Origin of the sequence: Halomonas sp. Y3 (genome assembly GCF_024137965.1) — a bacterium.
Classification (GTDB): Bacteria; Pseudomonadota; Gammaproteobacteria; order Pseudomonadales; family Halomonadaceae; genus Halomonas; species Halomonas mongoliensis.
On the sequence record NZ_CP099975.1, the window covers coordinates 3,683,747 to 3,700,592 of the forward strand.

The window sequence follows — 16,846 nt, forward strand, 5'->3', positions numbered from 1 at the left end:
TCAGAGACCCTCCACGTTCAGGCCCATGCTGCGGGCGCTACCGGCAATGGTACGCACAGCGGCGTCGAGATCGGCAGCCGTCAGATCCGGCTCCTTGGTCTTGGCGATCTCTTCGAGCTGCTCGCGGGTCACGGTGCCAACCTTCTTCTTGTTCGGCTCACCGGAGCCGGACTTGATGCCAGCGGCCTTCTTCAGCAGGACCGCGGCGGGCGGGGTCTTGGTGACGAAGGTGAAGCTGCGGTCGGAATAGACGGTAATCACCACGGGAGTGGGCAGACCCGGCTCGATCTCCTGGGTCGCGGCGTTGAACGCCTTGCAGAACTCCATGATGTTCACGCCGTGCTGACCCAGGGCGGGGCCGACGGGGGGACTCGGGTTGGCTTTGCCAGCTGCGACCTGCAGCTTGATGTAAGCCTGTACTTTCTTGGCCATATTGGACTCCAGTTGGGTAGTAGCGCCTTGCGGCTCCCCGGTGATGCGGCCGCCTCAGCGACCGCCTTGCAGATGACAGGACGAGAAGGGTTACTCCTTCTCGACCTGTGCGAATTCCAGCTCGACAGGAGTGGCACGACCGAAGATCAGCACGCTGACCTGGAGGCGACTCTTGTCGTAGTTGACCTCTTCCACCACGCCGTTGAAGTCGGCGAAGGGGCCATCGATGACGCGAACGGACTGGCCCGGCTCGAACAGCGTCTTGGGGCGGGGCTTGTCGGTGCCGTCCTGGACGCGGCGCAGGATAGCGTCCGCTTCCTTCTGGGTGATCGCGGCCGGCTTCTCCTTGGTACCACCGATGAACCCCATCACGCGGGGTGTCTCGTTGACCAGGTGCCAGGTCTCGTCATCCATCTCCATCTCGACCAGCACATAGCCGGGATAGAACTTGCGCTCACTCTTGCGGCGCTTGCCGTCACGCATCTCGACGACTTCTTCGGTCGGCACCAGGATCTCGCCGAAGCGATCCTCCATGCCATACATCTTCACGCGCTCCTTGAGGGAGCGCATGACATGCTTCTCGAAGCCGGAGTAGGCGTGCACGACGTACCAACGCTTGGACATGAGGGCTCCTAACCAATGACGCCGGACATCGCCCAGCCAAGAAGAGTGTCGATCAGCCACAGCATCAGACCCACGACCAGCACGGCCACCAGCACGATGCCGGTGGTCTGTACGGTCTCGGGGCGGGTCGGCCAGACCACGCGCTGAATTTCCTTCTTGGCGGCGCGGGCCAGCTCGGCCAGCTCGCGGCCCTTGGCGGTGGTCAGGGCCACCACGCCGGCCAGCGCGCACAGCACAACGACGCCCAGCACACGGTAGAGCAGGGCCTGATCGGCGAACCAGGTATTGCCGACGACGGCCAGAACCAGCAGAGTGACGACAACCGCCCACTTGAGCCCGTCGTGGCGCGACTCCTGCACCTCGGCGTTATGTTTCATGGAACGAGACTCCTCAGGGCGCGGCAATCGAAACGTGAAAACATCTGGGGACTCGCCAGCCTGGGGAAGACTGGCAGGCCAGGAGGGAATCGAACCCCCAACCTGCGGTTTTGGAGACCGCTGCTCTGCCAATTGAGCTACTGGCCTGTATCTGCCTTGCGACCACCCTTTGCAGGCGGCTTCATAACAGCGGGCGCCATGTTAGCGAATCGAGCTCCGCCTGGCAACCCCTTTCCGCACAATCGCTGCCGGAAAGAGAAAAGGCGAGCCTTAGCTCGCCTTTTCAATGTGGAGCTCATGGACGGATTTGAACCGTCGACCTCACCCTTACCAAGGGTGTGCTCTACCCCTGAGCTACATGAGCATAACCTTTGCATCGCGAGATGCTGGAGCGGGCAGCGGGAATCGAACCCGCACCATCAGCTTGGAAGGCTGAGGTTCTACCATTGAACTATGCCCGCCTACCCACTCTTGCTACCTGACCCCAGACGGGATCTGGCGAAATCTGGTGGAGGGGGAAGGATTCGAACCTTCGAAGCTTTCGCGGCAGATTTACAGTCTGCTCCCTTTGGCCACTCGGGAACCCCTCCAACTGGTGGCACATCTTACCACCTCACTCCTCGGTGTCAAGATGCTGTTTTCTCAGCTTTCTCGACAAGGAAGCTTGGACAGCGCCCTTCGCTTCCCCTTGGAACGCGGCGCATTGTGTCAAAGCAGCATGGAGAATGCAAGCCCTGCCCGAATCTTTTCCAGCGAAACCGGGGGTGGCACCCGCGGAGCCCCCGACATCCGACCGGCGCGCTCGGCGGCGGTCAGCGGGAAACAGGCCTCCAGGCCGCCATAGACCATGTCCGGCCAGACGGCATGGGGCACCTGGAGCCCCCGAGAGACGACCCGGGCATCACCGCCGGTCAGCAGCAGCGGCAGGGCCACCCCTTCCATATCGCACACTTCGGCATAGACGCGGTTGATGGCGCTGACCGCGGCCATGTAGATGCCGTGGTTGACCGCCTCCACCGTGCGCCTGCCCGGCGCCAGGAGCTCCTCGGCCTCGCTGTCGGGATCGATCGCCACGTTGCGGGTGCCGAGCTTGAGGCTCTCCTTCATCAGCCTCAGGCCCGGCAGGATATAGCCCCCCAGGTGGCGCCCACCCGGCAGCACGAAGTCGATAGTAATGGCGCTCCCACAGTCCACCGCGCAGCAGCCGCCGGCCAGCTGGTAGCCGGCCAGGGCTCCGAGCCAGCGATCGACGCCGAGCCGCTCCGGCTCCTCGTAGCCGTTGGCGACCCCCAGGGCCTCGGGCGTGGAGCGCGCCACATGCACGTTGCCAACCTGACGCTGCAGCAGGGCCACCGTCTCCTCCAGCACCGCCCGACGCGCCACGCTGGAGATGCGCACCGCTTCCACGATATCGAGATCGGGAATATCGGAGCCCGGGCGCCACTCCTCCCGGGTCCAGACCGCGCCCCGGGAGCGAATCTCGCTGCTGTCGGCATCCTTGAGCCGCCACTTGGTGAGGGTGTTGCCGATATCGAGGTCCAGGATCATGGGCGAACCCGCAGGCTTATCTCGCCGCCGGCCAGGCGCTCCAGGCACCCCTCCCGACGAACCAGCAGGTTGCCCGTGGCATCCACCCCCTCAGCGACTGCCGGCTCACGGCGCTCACCGCGCAGGATATCCACGTCGTATCCGGCAAAGGCGTGTCGTGCGTTCCAGGCCTCCTGCCAGGCGGCAAACCCCTGCTCCTCGAAGTGCGCCACCAGGGGCATCAGCGCTTCGATCAGCTCCACGGCAAGGTCATTGCGGGAGAGCCCGGGGGCCTGGTCGTGGACCGCCGCTGCCGGCTGATCCAGCCCCTTCCGGAACCCCGGGGGGAGGCCCACGTTGATCCCCATGCCGATGACCACCTCACAGGGCCCTGCGGCGTCGCCGGAGACCTCCACCAGGATCCCGGCCAGCTTGCCAAGCCCGCCCTCAGGCAGCTCGAGCAGCACGTCATTGGGCCACTTGAGCCGCGGCTCGACGCCATGGCCTTCCAGGACCTGGGCAAGGGCCACCCCCACGGCGAGGCTGAGCCCCTCCAGGGAGGCAACGCCTGACTCGACCCGCCAGCCCAGCGACAGCATGAGGCTCTGCCCCCAGGGCGTATTCCAGGCGCGCCCACGCCGGCCGCGGCCGGCGGTCTGCTGCTCCACCAGGCAGACCTCGGCATGGCCGGCGCCCTGCTCGAAGCGTTCGCGCATAAAGGCATTGGACGAGGGCAGGGTCTCCTCCACGAAGAGCCGGGAGAGGTAGCTTCGGGCCTCCCGCGAGAGGCCTGCCACGATACGACCACCGTCCAGGAGCTCCAGCGGCTCGGCCAGGCGATAGCCCTGCCCTTTCACCGCCTCCATGGCGATCCCCAGCGCCTCCAGCTTGCGCAGCTGCTTCCAGACGGCAGCCCGCGATACGCCAAGCCGCTCACCCAGCTGCTCGCCGGAGTGGAACTCGCCATCGCTCAGCAAGCGAATCAGGTCTCCGATGGTCATGCGTCGCTCTCTGACGGGAAAGGACTCATTCTAGCGGATGGGGTGCCTCACCGAAAACTTTCAAAGCGACCTCATACCAGGCGCCGCCTCCTGATGCACCTCGCCCCATAACGACGACACCCCAGCCACTGAGGACTGGGGTGTCTGAGAAAACGGCGAACGGAAATGGCGCACATGAAAAAACCCCGAGCAACTGAATGCCCGGGGTTTTCTCGGTATAAGTGCCTGACGATGATCGCGCCGGGCTCCGGGGGCCGGCACTCCGTAACGGGCCGGTGAACACGCCTTCCGCGGAACCCTCTGGCCAGCGACATTAGGTGCCCACGTAACAATAGATGGGCACCTATTCATGACATCCCCAAGCACCGAACGTGAGATCCGTCGCCGCCGTCGCTACGCCCCGTCGTTCAAGGCCAAGATCGTCGCGGCCTGCCTGGAGGGCGACGCTTCAATTGCCCAGGTCGCGTTGCAGCACGGGCTCAACACCAACCTCGTCCAGACCTGGATCCGCAAGGCCAAGCGGCAGAGCCAACTGCCGGCGGTGCCGGATTTTGTGCCCCTGCCGGTGCCGCCACCGGCCGACCTGCCAACGCCACCTGCCACTGCCAGCGAGATCTGCATCGAGCTGCCCTCATCACAGGGCACGATCACCGTGCGTTGGCCGGTCGCCGAGGCGGCCCAGTGTGCCCACTGGCTAAAGGGGCTGCTGGGATGATCCGCATCGACGAGATCTGGCTGGCCATCGAGCCGCTGGACATGCGCGCCGGCCCGGACACGGCCCTGGCCCGCGTGGTCAAGGTGTTCGGCGCGGCGCGCCCGCACTGTGCCTATCTCTTCGCCAACCGGCGCGGCAACCGCATGAAGGTACTGATTCACGATGGCCTGGGCGTCTGGCTGTGCGCCCGGCGCCTGAACCAGGGCAAGTTCCACTGGGCCGGTAACTGGCACGGCGATCGCGTCGCGCTCTGCCCCGAGCAGGTGACGGCGCTGGTTCAAGGCCTGCCCTGGCAGCGTCTCGGCGCCGGCGGAGTGATCTCCGTCGTGTGATCCGCGGCACAGACGTGGCGGCCCGGCTATTCGCGGATGCGCTAATCCCGCTGTCAGCGTCGGGCTGGCATACTCGTCGGATGACCACGTCGCCCGATCTGTCTCAGCTCTCACCCGATCAGCTCCGCCATCTGGCGGCAACGCTGATGTCTCAGGTGGAAGAAAAGGACAAAGCCCTCCGCCACCGCGAGCAGGTCAACCAGAAGCTGACCTATGAATTGGCATTGCTCAAGCGCCACGCCTTCGGCAAGCGCAGCGAGCAGCTCAACGTCCTGCAGATCAGCCTGCTGGAGGAGGTGGTGGATGCCGACATCGCCGCCATTGAGGCCGAGCTGGAAGACCTGGCGCTGACGTCTCCCGCACCGGCGGCGAAGAAGGCCCCCAAGCGCGCTCCCTTGCCCCCCGAACTGCCGCGCACCGAGATCCACCATGACCCGAAGAGCGAACATTGCGCCTGCGGCTGCCAGCTGCGGCGGATCGGCGAGGAGATCAGCGAGAAGCTCGACTACACGCCGGGCGTGTTCCACGTCGAGCGGCATATCCGTGGCAAGTGGGTCTGCGACCAGTGCGAGACGCTGACCCAGGCGCCGATGCCGGCGCAGATCATCGACAAGGGCATCCCCACCGCCGGCCTGCTGGCCCAGGTGCTGATCGCCAAATATGCCGATCATCTGCCGCTCTATCGCCAGGCACAGATCTTTACCCGCGCCGGCGTGGCGATTCCGCGCTCCACCCTGGCCGAATGGGTCGGCATCTGCGGCGTGCGGCTCCAGCCGCTGATTGATGCCCTGCGTGACCTGCTGCTCCGCGAGCCGGTGCTGCATGCCGACGAGACGCCGGTGCCGATGCTGGCTCCGGGCAAGAAGAAGACGCACCGCGCCTACCTCTGGGCCTACGCCACCACGCCCTTCGCCGGGTTACAGGCGGTGGTCTACGACTTCAGCGAGGGGCGCGGTGGTCAGCATGCCCGCAACTTCCTCGGCGACTGGCGAGGCAAACTGGTGTGCGACGACTACAGCGGCTACAAGCAGAGCTTCGCCAACGGCGTCACCGAAATCGGCTGCATGGCCCACGCCCGGCGCAAGTTCGTCGATCTGCACGTGGCCGACAAGAGCCAGATCGCCGGTCAGGCCATTGAGCTGATCGGTCAGCTCTACCAAGTGGAGCGCGAGGCCCAGTCACTGAGCGCTGAAGAGCGCCAACGGCTGCGAGAGGCAAGAGCGAGGCCTATCGCCGACGCGCTGCAACGCTGGATGTTGGCTCACCGAGAGAAAGTGCCGAACGGCTCGGCGACAGCGAAAGCGCTGGATTACAGCCTGAAGCGTTGGGCGGCGCTGACGCGCTACCTCGACGACGGCGGGTTGCCGATCGACAATAACCGAGTCGAGAACCTGATTCGTCCCTGGGCGTTGGGTCGCAGTAACTGGCTGTTCGCCGGATCACTGCGCAGTGGCCAGCGCGCCGCCAACATCATGAGCCTGATCCAGTGCGCCAAGCTGAATGGCCATGAGCCCTACGCCTACCTGAAGGACGTGCTGGAACGGCTGCCGACCCAGAAGGCCAGCCAACTCCACGAACTCCTGCCCCACCACTGGCAACAACCCGGCTGATCACTGACAAGCGGTGATGCCCGGTCGCTTACGGCACTCCGGGACTCTACTCGTCTCATCCTGAGACTCGCCCTACGGGCCCGCTGACGCGGTTCCCGTTTGTTCCCGACAAACGGGTCCATGGGGAGAGCCCTGGTTCGTCACGCTGCCGCCATGCGAAAAACCCCGACCATCTCACGATGATCGGGGCTTTTCTGTATAAGTGCCTGACGATGACCTACTCTCACATGGGGAGACCCCACACTACCATCGGCGCTGAGCGGTTTCACTGCTGAGTTCGGCATGGGATCAGGTGGTTCACGCACGCTATGGTCGTCAGGCGAAAAGGGTGTGAATCATGCTGAGATACGTCTCGCGTACCCGGCGTCGTCTGTTATCGACAGACCCCTTGGGTGTTATATGGTCAAGCCTCACGGGCCATTAGTATCGGTTAGCTCAACGCCTTGCAGCGCTTCCACATCCGACCTATCAACCAGCTGGTCTCGCTGGGCCCTTCAGGAGGCTCGAGGCCTCAGGGAAGTCTCATCTTGAAGGGGGCTTCCCGCTTAGATGCTTTCAGCGGTTATCCTGTCCGCACATAGCTACCCGGCAATGCCACTGGCGTGACAACCGGAACACCAGAGGTGCGTCCACTCCGGTCCTCTCGTACTAGGAGCAGCTCTTCTCAAACTTCCAACGCCCACGGCAGATAGGGACCGAACTGTCTCACGACGTTCTAAACCCAGCTCGCGTACCACTTTAAATGGCGAACAGCCATACCCTTGGGACCGACTTCAGCCCCAGGATGTGATGAGCCGACATCGAGGTGCCAAACACCGCCGTCGATGTGAACTCTTGGGCGGTATCAGCCTGTTATCCCCGGAGTACCTTTTATCCGTTGAGCGATGGCCCTTCCATACAGAACCACCGGATCACTAGAACCTACTTTCGTACCTGCTCGACGTGTCTGTCTCGCAGTCAAGCACCCTTATGCTCTTGCACTCAATGCACGATTTCCAACCGTGCTGAGGGTACCTTCGTGCTCCTCCGTTACGCTTTGGGAGGAGACCGCCCCAGTCAAACTACCCACCACACACGGTCCTCGATCCGGATAACGGACCTGAGTTAGAACGCCAATGATGCCAGGCTGGTATTTCAAGGTTGGCTCCACCCGAACTGGCGTCCGGGTTTCAAAGCCTCCCAGCTATCCTACACAAGCAACATCAGCGTCCAGTGTGAAGCTATAGTAAAGGTTCACGGGGTCTTTCCGTCTAGCCGCGGGTACACAGCATCTTCACTGCGATTTCAATTTCACTGAGTCTCGGGTGGAGACAGCGTGGCCATCATTACGCCATTCGTGCAGGTCGGAACTTACCCGACAAGGAATTTCGCTACCTTAGGACCGTTATAGTTACGGCCGCCGTTTACCGGGGCTTCGATCAGGAGCTTCGCTTGCGCTAACACCATCAATTAACCTTCCGGCACCGGGCAGGCGTCACACCCTATACGTCCGCTTACGCGTTTGCAGAGTGCTGTGTTTTTAATAAACAGTTGCAGCCACCTGGTATCTTCGACCGCTTCGTGCTCCGACCGCGAGGGCCTTCACACTAATGCGGCGTGCCTTCTCCCGAAGTTACGGCACCATTTTGCCTAGTTCCTTCACCCGAGTTCTCTCAAGCGCCTTGGTATTCTCTACCTGACCACCTGTGTCGGTTTGGGGTACGGTCTCACTGTATCTGAAGCTTAGAGGCTTTTCCTGGAAGCGTGGCATCGATGACTTCCTGACCGTAGTCAGTTCGTCTCGCCTCTCGGCCTTAGGATCCCGGATTTGCCTGAGATCCCAGCCTACTGGCTTTCACCAGGACAACCAACGCCTGGCTCACCTAGCCTTCTTCGTCCCCCCATCGCAATACAGTGAGGTACGGGAATATTGACCCGTTTCCCATCGACTACGCCTTTCGGCCTCGCCTTAGGGGCCGACTCACTCTGCTCCGATTAGCGTCGAACAGAAACCCTTGGTCTTCCGGCGGGGGAGTTTTTCACTCCCCTTGTCGTTACTCATGTCAGCATTCGCACTCGTGATACCTCCAGCAAGCCTCTCGACTCACCTTCATCGGCTTACACGACGCTCCTCTACCGCGTGCCTGCATCCTTAAGCCTACTCATCATGATCCGCCCACCCAACTCAACGTTCGGGGAGCGCTTGAACGTCGCTTCGCGACGTTAATCGAATAGCCTTAAGTGATGCAGGCACACCCGTAGCTTCGGTACCTGGTTTGAGCCCCGTTACATCTTCCGCGCAGGCCGACTCGACTAGTGAGCTATTACGCTTTCTTTAAAGGATGGCTGCTTCTAAGCCAACCTCCTAGCTGTCTGAGCCTTCCCACATCGTTTCCCACTTAACCAGGATTTGGGGACCTTAGCTGACGGTCTGGGTTGTTTCCCTTTTCACAACGGACGTTAGCACCCGCTGTGTGTCTCCCACGCTTGCACTCACCGGTATTCGGAGTTTGCCTCGGGTTGGTAAGTCGGGATGACCCCCTAGCCGAAACAGTGCTCTACCCCCGGCGGTGATACGTGAGGCGCTACCTAAATAGCTTTCGAGGAGAACCAGCTATCTCCGGGCTTGATTAGCCTTTCACTCCGATCCACAAGTCATCCAAATCTTTTTCAACAGATCCTGGTTCGGTCCTCCAGTTGATGTTACTCAACCTTCAACCTGCTCATGGATAGATCGCCCGGTTTCGGGTCTATTCCCAGCGACTGGTCGCCCAGTTAAGACTCGGTTTCCCTACGCCTCCCCTATACGGTTAAGCTCGCCACTGAAAATAAGTCGCTGACCCATTATACAAAAGGTACGCGGTCACAGAACGAGTCTGCTCCCACTGCTTGTACGCACACGGTTTCAGGATCTATTTCACTCCCCTCTCCGGGGTTCTTTTCGCCTTTCCCTCACGGTACTGGTTCACTATCGGTCAGCCAGGAGTATTTAGCCTTGGAGGATGGTCCCCCCATGTTCAGTCAAGGTTTCACGTGCCCCGACCTACTCGATTTCACATGATCAGATTTTCGACTACGGGGCTATCACCCACTATGGCCGCGCTTCCCAGCGCGTTCGCCTAATCAGTCACATGCTTAAGGGCTGGTCCCCGTTCGCTCGCCGCTACTGGGGGAATCTCGGTTGATTTCTTTTCCTCAGGGTACTTAGATGTTTCAGTTCCCCTGGTTCGCCTCCCGACACCTATGTATTCAGTGCGGGATACCCAGCTTGTGCTGGGTGGGTTTCCCCATTCAGAGATGCCCGGGTCACAGGTTGTTTGCCACCTCGCCGAGCCTTATCGCAGGCTTCCACGTCTTTCATCGCCTCTGGCTGCCTAGGCATCCACCGTGTGCGCTTAATCGCTTGACCATATAACCCCAAAGGGTCTGGTCTGCGATAACGTACGACATTGCCGGATACGCTTGAGACGTATCACTTGTTTCTTCTGGATCACTCCAGAAGGAACGTTTGTCAGCATGATTCACATTGTTAAAGAGCGACTGTCAATCGACAGTCATAAACCTGACATCTTTTGCTGCGATGCTGGCTTATGACTGCAGATCCGATCAGGTAAGACTGCTGTAGGGGAGACGATGGTGGAGCCAAGCGGGATCGAAGTCGAACGCGACCCTGGCGCGACCTCCTGGTGCCGGCAAGCGCTCTCCCAGCTGAGCCATGACCAAGTTCCCCGAGAGGAAATTGGTGGAGCCTAGCGGGATCGAACCGCTGACCTCCTGCGTGCAAGGCAGGCGCTCTCCCAGCTGAGCTAAGGCCCCGCTAAATGGTGGGTCTGGGCAGATTTGAACTGCCGACCTCACCCTTATCAGGGGTGCGCTCTAACCAACTGAGCTACAGACCCGGCTTCCAACCACTGGGTCCGCGACCCAAACAGTCTTTTGCTCTGGTCGATCAGGTAATTCATTGTGAGCACTTGTCGCGAGTCGGTGACGTCGTCGATAAGGAGGTGATCCAGCCGCAGGTTCCCCTACGGCTACCTTGTTACGACTTCACCCCAGTCATGAACCACACCGTGGTGATCGCCCTCCGAAGTTAGGCTAACCACTTCTGGTGCAGTCCACTCCCATGGTGTGACGGGCGGTGTGTACAAGGCCCGGGAACGTATTCACCGTGACATTCTGATTCACGATTACTAGCGATTCCGACTTCACGGAGTCGAGTTGCAGACTCCGATCCGGACTGAGAACAGCTTTATGGGATTAGCTCCACCTCGCGGCTTTGCAACCCTTTGTACCGTCCATTGTAGCACGTGTGTAGCCCTACCCGTAAGGGCCATGATGACTTGACGTCGTCCCCACCTTCCTCCGGTTTGTCACCGGCAGTCTCCTTAGAGTTCCCGCCATTACGCGCTGGCAAATAAGGACAAGGGTTGCGCTCGTTACGGGACTTAACCCAACATTTCACAACACGAGCTGACGACAGCCATGCAGCACCTGTCTGAGAGTTCCCGAAGGCACCAAGGCATCTCTGCCAAGTTCTCTCGATGTCAAGGGTAGGTAAGGTTCTTCGCGTTGCATCGAATTAAACCACATGCTCCACCGCTTGTGCGGGCCCCCGTCAATTCATTTGAGTTTTAACCTTGCGGCCGTACTCCCCAGGCGGTCGACTTATCGCGTTAACTGCGCCACAAAGGTCTCAAGGACCCCAACGGCTAGTCGACATCGTTTACGGCGTGGACTACCAGGGTATCTAATCCTGTTTGCTACCCACGCTTTCGCACCTCAGCGTCAGTGTCAGTCCAGAAGGCCGCCTTCGCCACTGGTATTCCTCCCGATCTCTACGCATTTCACCGCTACACCGGGAATTCTACCTTCCTCTCCTGCACTCTAGCCTGACAGTTCCGGATGCCGTTCCCAGGTTGAGCCCGGGGCTTTCACAACCGGCTTATCAGACCGCCTACGCGCGCTTTACGCCCAGTAATTCCGATTAACGCTCGCACCCTCCGTATTACCGCGGCTGCTGGCACGGAGTTAGCCGGTGCTTCTTCTGTGGGTGATGTCCTTCCTCGGGAGTATTAATCCCAAGGCTTTCTTCCCCACTGAAAGTGCTTTACAACCCGAGGGCCTTCTTCACACACGCGGCATGGCTGGATCAGGCTTTCGCCCATTGTCCAATATTCCCCACTGCTGCCTCCCGTAGGAGTTCGGGCCGTGTCTCAGTCCCGATGTGGCTGATCATCCTCTCAGACCAGCTACGGATCGTCGCCTTGGTGAGCCATTACCTCACCAACAAGCTAATCCGACATGGGCTCATCCGATAGCGCAAGGTCCGAAGATCCCCTGCTTTCTCCCGTAGGACGTATGCGGTATTAGCCTGGGTTTCCCCAGGTTATCCCCCACTATCGGGCAGATTCCCATGCATTACTCACCCGTCCGCCGCTCGACGCCTGGAAGCAAGCTTCCATCGTTTCCGCTCGACTTGCATGTGTTAGGCCTGCCGCCAGCGTTCAATCTGAGCCATGATCAAACTCTTCAGTTTAAGATCATATAGTGCATTAAGTGCACCAAACTTGGCTCAAGGTTCAAACGTTTCTCAAAAGACCCGGAGGTCTTGACGAGTCGCTTGCCTTGATGGCTCTGTGACTGGTCACCGAACTCATCGACAAGCGCCCACATGAATTACCTGATCGATTGTTAAAGAGCGGCTTCGAACTCTCGGGCGAACCCTGTGGAGTGAAGCGTCTCGCTGTGCTGCCGACCGGAGCAGGCTCTCTTGAACTCTTCGCCTGTCGTCAGCGCCCCGCGAGGAAGGCGTATTCTACCGATTCGCTTCAGCGTGTCAAGCGGTGGTTGGCGATGCGCTGCATCCCGACCGACTTCTGCTGACTGCCCGCCCCATCCTGCCGAGGCGACTGCGAATCCAGTGGCGCACATTCTAGCGAATCTACGGCGATTGTCAACTGAAAGTTTTTCGAAGCGTTTCAAAAAACTCAGACAGATCAATCACTTCTGCCACCTGTTACCGCCTGCAACCTTGCTGGTCACCGGCAGCGGATGCGTACTTTACGGTTTTCCCCGGGGCCCTGCAAGCCCTTCCGGTAAAAAAGTTTCAGGAAGGGCTCTTCTCTAGTTTGCAGCCTCTCCCGCAGGCTGGCTGGCCCGATCCAGCAGCGAGAGAATCGAGCGGTAGGGAATGCCGCCATGCTGCGCCAACCCGATCTCGCAGGTACGCGAATTGGAGTAGCCCGCGCTGCACGCCTCCACCTGCCCGGCAAGCCCCGCCAGCGCCGAGGCGTTCAGTTCCGGCGTCGCGAATCCCTTGTCGCCGGCGAAGCCGCAGCAGGTGATCTCGGCAGGCACCACCACCTCCCGGGCGCAGGCGCGAGCCAGGGCCACCATCTTCTCACCGAGGCCCATATGGGTGCTCGAACAGGTCACATGCACCGCGACCCGCTCGTCCAGCGGAGAGAGGGTGAGGCGCGGCAGCAGGTGGTCATGGGCAAAGGCCACCGGTTCGCTGATCGCCAGGCGCTTATCCAGGCGTGACTGCAGGTGCAGCACGCAGGGGCTGGTGTCCATCAGGATCGGAAAGCGCCCGTTCTCGCTTGCCACCAGCAGTTCGCGATTCAGCTCCCCTGCCTTGCGAGCCGCCTCCTCGAACTGCCCCTTGGAGTTGAAGGCCATGCCGCAGCAGAGCCGGTCGACACCCTCGGGAATGGTCACCTCGAAGCCCGCCTTCTCCAGCAGCGACAGGGTGATCTCCATGGCGGAGCGCCTCTCCTCGCGATCCTGTCGACTGGCGCCGAATACCCGAGTAGCACAGCTGGGCAGGTAGACGACCCTGTCCCGGCCCGGCGCCGAGGACGCCTGACCGAGCACCCTGACCGGTGCGGCCTGGGGTAGCGCCGGGGTCCACTGGGGAAGGCGCTCTCCGCTGAGGCGGCGCGCACTACCGCTGACCTTCTCCATCAGGTCGTCGCCGAGCACCCGGTTGACCGTACTGGCGACGTTCAGGGCCCCTCGCGCTACGCGGGTCGCCCCGGAGAAGTGACGTCCCACACGATGGGCCAGGCCGGCCCGACTCGCCAGGCGCTCATGGCGAAGTTCGCGCACCAGGTCGCCGGTATTGATGCCCACCGGACACTGGGTGGCGCAGAGGCCATCCGCGGCGCAGGTCTCATCAACGGCATAGCCGCCGTCGACCCGCAGCCTCGCCAGGCGCTCGGCCTCCTCGCTGCCGGCCGCACCGCCTAGCGCCTCCAGGCGAGCCATCTCGCGGGCGATGACGATGCGCTGACGCGGCGTCAGGCTGAGGTCCTTCGAGGGGCAGACATGCTCGCAGAAGCCGCACTCGATGCACTTGTCGACGATCTCGTGAGCCGCCGGCAGCGGCTTCAGGTTTTCCAGATGCAGGGTGGGGTTGCGACTCAGGATCACCTCGGGATTGAGCAGGTTCTCCGGGTCGAACAGCGCCTTGATCTCCCACATCAGGGCGTAGGCGTCGGCGCCCCACTCGAGCTCCACATAGGGAGCCATGTTGCGCCCGGTGCCGTGCTCGGCCTTGAGAGAGCCGCCGTACTCGACGCCCACCAGCTGGGCGACCTCGTCCATTAGCGCCTGGTAGCGCTCCACCTCGCCGGGCTTCTCGAACCCCTGGGGAAAGACGAAGTGCAGGTTGCCCTCCAGGGCGTGGCCGAAAAGAATCGTCTCCGCATAGCCGTGGCGATGGAAGACATCGGTCAGCGCCAGCACCCCCTCGTCGAGGCGTTCGATGGGAAAGGCCACGTCCTCGATGATCACCGTGGTGCCGGTCTCGCGCACCGCGCCGACCGCCGGGAAGAGCCCCTTGCGAATCTTCCAGTACAGCTCGTAGGTGGCCGGCTCGCGGGTGAAGGTGACCGGTTCCAGGGTGCGGATACCCTCCAGGCTCGCCTGCACCTCTGCCATGCGCGCCGCCAGCTCCTCCTCGTCATGGCCGCGCACGTCGATCAGCAGCGCCGCCGCCCCGTCCGGCAGGGTGCGCAGGGCCTCGGGCATGCCGGGCTTGTCTTGCACCGAGCGCAGGGCGGCGCGATCCATCAGCTCCACGGCGGAGACCGGCGAGGGCTTGAGGGCGATAGTGGCCCGACAGGTGGTGGCCATGTCGGGGAAGAAGGCCAGCGCCGCCGCCTTGCAGGGCTCGTCCACCACGCTGTCGTAGGTGATGGCGCTGAGAAAGCCCAGGGTGCCCTCGGAGCCGATCATCAGGTGCTTGAGGATCTCGATGCCATCCTCGAAGTCGACCAGGCTGTTGAGGGCATAGCCGGTGGTGTTCTTGAGGCGGTACTTGTGGCGGATTTTCTCGGCGAGCGCCTCATTGGCGCGGGTCTCGGCGGAGAGGCGCTCCAGCCCCTCGATCAGTCCGGCATGGGAGCGCCGGAAGGCCTCGCGGCTGGCCGGGTCGGCGGTATCCAGCAGGGTGCCGTCGGCCAGGATCACGCGCAGGTCGCGCAGCGTGCGATAGCTGTTCTGGGCGGTGCCGCAGCACATGCCCGAGGCGTTGTTGGCGGCGATGCCGCCGATCATGCAGCTGTTGATGGAGGCCGGATCCGGGCCGATCTTGCGCCCGAAGGGCGCCAGCAGCTGGTTGGCCCGGGCACCGATCACTCCGGGCTGCAGGCGGATCACACGCCCCTCGTCGAGGATCTCGTGGCCGCGCCAGCCGCGGCCGAGCTGGATCAGCACCGAGTCGGTCACCGCCTGGCCGGAGAGCGAGGTGCCGGCGGCCCGGAAGGTCACCGGGATCCCCCGCGCACGGCACTCGGCCAGCGTCCGCTGCAGCTCCGCCTCGCTCTCGGGGCGCACCACCAGCTTGGGAATCAGCCGATAGAAGCTGGCATCGGTGCCATAGGCCAGGGTGCGCAGCGGGTCATCGATCAGCCGCTGCGCGGGGAGCACACCGCGCAGGGCCTCGAGCAGTTGCTTGTAGGCAGTATCCATGGAGATTCCCGGTCAGCAGAGGTGGGAGGCAGCGCCAGGAGGTAGCCCAGCGGTGTCATTCGTCCGATGCCGTCACTCGGCCAGCGCTTCGGCGGCACTCGCGACCAGGGAGTCAGGGCCGAGGTCGGCGATGGTGCGCGCGCCGGTCAGCGTCATGGCAACGCGCATCTCCTTCTCGAACAGCTCAAGCAGATGGACCACACCAGACTCGCCGGCAGCGGCAAGCGCATAGATAAAGGCGCGCCCCAGCAGCACGGTATCGGCCCCCATGGCCACCATGCGCACCACGTCGAGACCGTTGCGCAAGCCCGAATCGGCCAGAAGGGCAATATCCCCCTTCACGGCATCGGCAATGGCAGGCAGGGCGCGCGCGGTCGAGGGCACGCCATCGAGCTGACGACCGCCATGATTGGAGACCACAATGCCGTCAGCGCCGAAGCGAACCGCATCGCGGGCGTCCTCGGCATCGAGTACCCCCTTGATGATCATCGGGCCGTCCCAGAACTCGCGAATCCACTCCAGGTCTTGCCAGGAAATGGAAGGGTCGAAGTTGTCGCCCAGCCAGGCAATGTAGTCCTCGAGCTCCGTGGGCTTGCCGCGATAGTCCGACACGTTGCCCAGATCATGGGGGCGACCGTGAAGGCCCACGTCCCAGGCCCAGAGGGGGTGAGCGGCAGCCTGGAGCATGCGCCGAATCGCGCCGTGCTTGCCGCTCATGCCGGAATGGGCGTCGCGGTAGCGCGCTCCGGGCACCGGCATATCAACAGTGAAGACCAGCGTCTTCACGCCGGCGGCCTTCGCCTTTTCCAGAACGTGCTTCATGAACCCCCGGTCCTTGAGCACATACAGCTGGAACCAGATGGGGCGGTCGATCGCTGCGGCCACCTCGTCGATGGGGCACACCGACACCGTCGAGAGAGTGAACGGAATCCCCTTGCTGGCCGCGGCGCGTGCCGCCTGAACCTCGCCACGCCTGGCGTACATGCCGGTCAGGCCCACCGGCGCCAGCGCCACCGGCATAGCAAGCGATTCACCAAACAGCTCAGTGCCAAGCGACAGCGTTGACATATCCTTCAATACGCGCTGGCGCAGTGCGATACCGGCAAGGTCCTCGACGTTGTGCCGCAGGGTATGCTCGGCGTAGGCGCCCCCGTCGGCATAGTGAAAAAGAAAGGGTGGCAGGCGACGCCGTGCAGCCTGGCGGTAGTCTGTGGGGGCGGAAATGATCATGGCGGACTCTGTGTGCGGTTGTTGCGCTATTAAGGCAGCATCG

10 protein-coding genes, 6 tRNA genes and 3 rRNA genes are annotated in these 16,846 nt (G+C 62.2%); 3 read left to right on the forward strand and 16 right to left on the reverse strand.

All coding sequences use genetic code 11. The features are described 5' to 3' along the window. The 9 genes from rplK to NHL60_RS17525 all read right to left on the reverse strand — a co-directional run bounded on the left by rplK (position 1) and on the right by NHL60_RS17525 (position 3,961). The gene (rplK, locus tag NHL60_RS17485; protein WP_016419070.1) at positions 1–432 is read right to left on the reverse strand and encodes a 50S ribosomal protein L11; all 432 of its coding nucleotides are present in this window, start codon (positions 430–432) and stop codon (positions 1–3) included. 90 nt (positions 433–522) lie between these two features. Next, the gene (gene nusG / locus NHL60_RS17490) at positions 523–1,056 is read right to left on the reverse strand and encodes a transcription termination/antitermination protein NusG (protein ID WP_253446404.1); all 534 of its coding nucleotides are present in this window, start codon (positions 1,054–1,056) and stop codon (positions 523–525) included. 8 nt (positions 1,057–1,064) lie between these two features. Continuing rightward, positions 1,065–1,433 (reverse strand): preprotein translocase subunit SecE, encoded by a 369-nt coding sequence (gene secE, locus NHL60_RS17495; RefSeq protein ID WP_253446407.1) that lies wholly within the window; start codon positions 1,431–1,433, stop codon positions 1,065–1,067. 71 nt (positions 1,434–1,504) lie between these two features. Next, positions 1,505–1,580 (reverse strand) — tRNA-Trp (locus NHL60_RS17500). 142 nt (positions 1,581–1,722) lie between these two features. Continuing rightward, positions 1,723–1,797 (reverse strand) — tRNA-Thr (locus tag NHL60_RS17505). A 23-nt stretch (positions 1,798–1,820) separates the two neighbouring features. Next, positions 1,821–1,894, reverse strand: a tRNA-Gly gene (locus NHL60_RS17510). A gap of 45 nt (positions 1,895–1,939) precedes the next feature. Then, positions 1,940–2,023, reverse strand: a tRNA-Tyr gene (locus NHL60_RS17515). 118 nt (positions 2,024–2,141) lie between these two features. Further along, positions 2,142–2,981 carry a type III pantothenate kinase gene (locus NHL60_RS17520; RefSeq protein ID WP_253446410.1) on the reverse strand — a complete coding sequence of 280 codons (840 nt, stop codon included), beginning with the start codon at positions 2,979–2,981 and terminating at the stop codon, positions 2,142–2,144. Then, positions 2,978–3,961, reverse strand: coding sequence for a biotin--[acetyl-CoA-carboxylase] ligase (locus NHL60_RS17525; RefSeq protein ID WP_253446413.1), 984 nt, complete (start codon positions 3,959–3,961; stop codon positions 2,978–2,980). The genes NHL60_RS17520 and NHL60_RS17525 overlap by 4 nt, the downstream gene beginning before the upstream one ends. A 349-nt stretch (positions 3,962–4,310) precedes the next feature. On the opposite strand from NHL60_RS17525, the gene NHL60_RS17530 reads away from it, so the two are divergent. The 3 genes from NHL60_RS17530 (at position 4,311) to NHL60_RS17540 (ending at position 6,618) form a co-directional block, all read left to right on the forward strand. Continuing rightward, positions 4,311–4,676, forward strand: coding sequence for a transposase (locus tag NHL60_RS17530; RefSeq protein WP_253446415.1), 366 nt, complete (start codon positions 4,311–4,313; stop codon positions 4,674–4,676). Next, complete coding sequence (tnpB, locus tag NHL60_RS17535; RefSeq protein WP_253446418.1) at positions 4,673–5,008, forward strand: IS66 family insertion sequence element accessory protein TnpB; 336 nt, start codon at positions 4,673–4,675, stop codon at positions 5,006–5,008. The genes NHL60_RS17530 and tnpB overlap by 4 nt, the downstream gene beginning before the upstream one ends. Positions 5,009–5,088: 80 nt before the next feature. Beyond that, positions 5,089–6,618 (forward strand): IS66 family transposase, encoded by a 1,530-nt coding sequence (locus NHL60_RS17540; RefSeq protein ID WP_253446421.1) that lies wholly within the window; start codon positions 5,089–5,091, stop codon positions 6,616–6,618. Between the two features lie 204 nt (positions 6,619–6,822). Here the strand turns inward: NHL60_RS17540 and rrf are convergent. The 7 genes from rrf to lldD form a co-directional block, all read right to left on the reverse strand. Beyond that, a 5S ribosomal RNA gene (rrf, locus tag NHL60_RS17545) occupies positions 6,823–6,938 on the reverse strand. 79 nt (positions 6,939–7,017) lie between these two features. After that, positions 7,018–10,006, reverse strand: a 23S ribosomal RNA gene (locus tag NHL60_RS17550). A 331-nt stretch (positions 10,007–10,337) separates the two neighbouring features. Then, a tRNA-Ala gene (locus tag NHL60_RS17555) sits at positions 10,338–10,413 on the reverse strand. Positions 10,414–10,419: 6 nt separating this feature from the next. Beyond that, positions 10,420–10,496, reverse strand: a tRNA-Ile gene (locus NHL60_RS17560). Positions 10,497–10,594: 98 nt separating this feature from the next. Beyond that, positions 10,595–12,133 (reverse strand): 16S ribosomal RNA (locus NHL60_RS17565). The 16S, 23S and 5S rRNA genes sit together here with 2 tRNA genes alongside, the layout of an rRNA operon. A 587-nt stretch (positions 12,134–12,720) precedes the next feature. Then, positions 12,721–15,573 (reverse strand): FAD-binding and (Fe-S)-binding domain-containing protein, encoded by a 2,853-nt coding sequence (locus NHL60_RS17570; RefSeq protein WP_253446424.1) that lies wholly within the window; start codon positions 15,571–15,573, stop codon positions 12,721–12,723. A 72-nt stretch (positions 15,574–15,645) separates the two neighbouring features. Beyond that, positions 15,646–16,803, reverse strand: coding sequence for an FMN-dependent L-lactate dehydrogenase LldD (gene lldD / locus NHL60_RS17575; protein WP_253446427.1), 1,158 nt, complete (start codon positions 16,801–16,803; stop codon positions 15,646–15,648). Between the last annotated feature and the right edge of the window lie 43 nt (positions 16,804–16,846).

What these genes read in the sequence shown, in the direction of transcription:
- nusG (WP_253446404.1), bottom strand. Translation starts at nt 1,056, where the DNA reads ATGTCCAAGCGTTGGTACGTCGTGCACGCCTACTCCGGCTTCGAGAAG.
- NHL60_RS17520 (WP_253446410.1), bottom strand. Translation starts at nt 2,981, where the DNA reads ATGATCCTGGACCTCGATATCGGCAACACCCTCACCAAGTGGCGGCTC.
- NHL60_RS17540 (WP_253446421.1), top strand. Translation starts at nt 5,089, where the DNA reads ATGACCACGTCGCCCGATCTGTCTCAGCTCTCACCCGATCAGCTCCGC.
- tnpB (WP_253446418.1), top strand. Translation starts at nt 4,673, where the DNA reads ATGATCCGCATCGACGAGATCTGGCTGGCCATCGAGCCGCTGGACATG.
- secE (WP_253446407.1), bottom strand. Translation starts at nt 1,433, where the DNA reads ATGAAACATAACGCCGAGGTGCAGGAGTCGCGCCACGACGGGCTCAAG.
- NHL60_RS17530 (WP_253446415.1), top strand. Translation starts at nt 4,311, where the DNA reads ATGACATCCCCAAGCACCGAACGTGAGATCCGTCGCCGCCGTCGCTAC.
- rplK (WP_016419070.1), bottom strand. Translation starts at nt 432, where the DNA reads ATGGCCAAGAAAGTACAGGCTTACATCAAGCTGCAGGTCGCAGCTGGC.
- lldD (WP_253446427.1), bottom strand. Translation starts at nt 16,803, where the DNA reads ATGATCATTTCCGCCCCCACAGACTACCGCCAGGCTGCACGGCGTCGC.
- NHL60_RS17525 (WP_253446413.1), bottom strand. Translation starts at nt 3,961, where the DNA reads ATGACCATCGGAGACCTGATTCGCTTGCTGAGCGATGGCGAGTTCCAC.
- NHL60_RS17570 (WP_253446424.1), bottom strand. Translation starts at nt 15,573, where the DNA reads ATGGATACTGCCTACAAGCAACTGCTCGAGGCCCTGCGCGGTGTGCTC.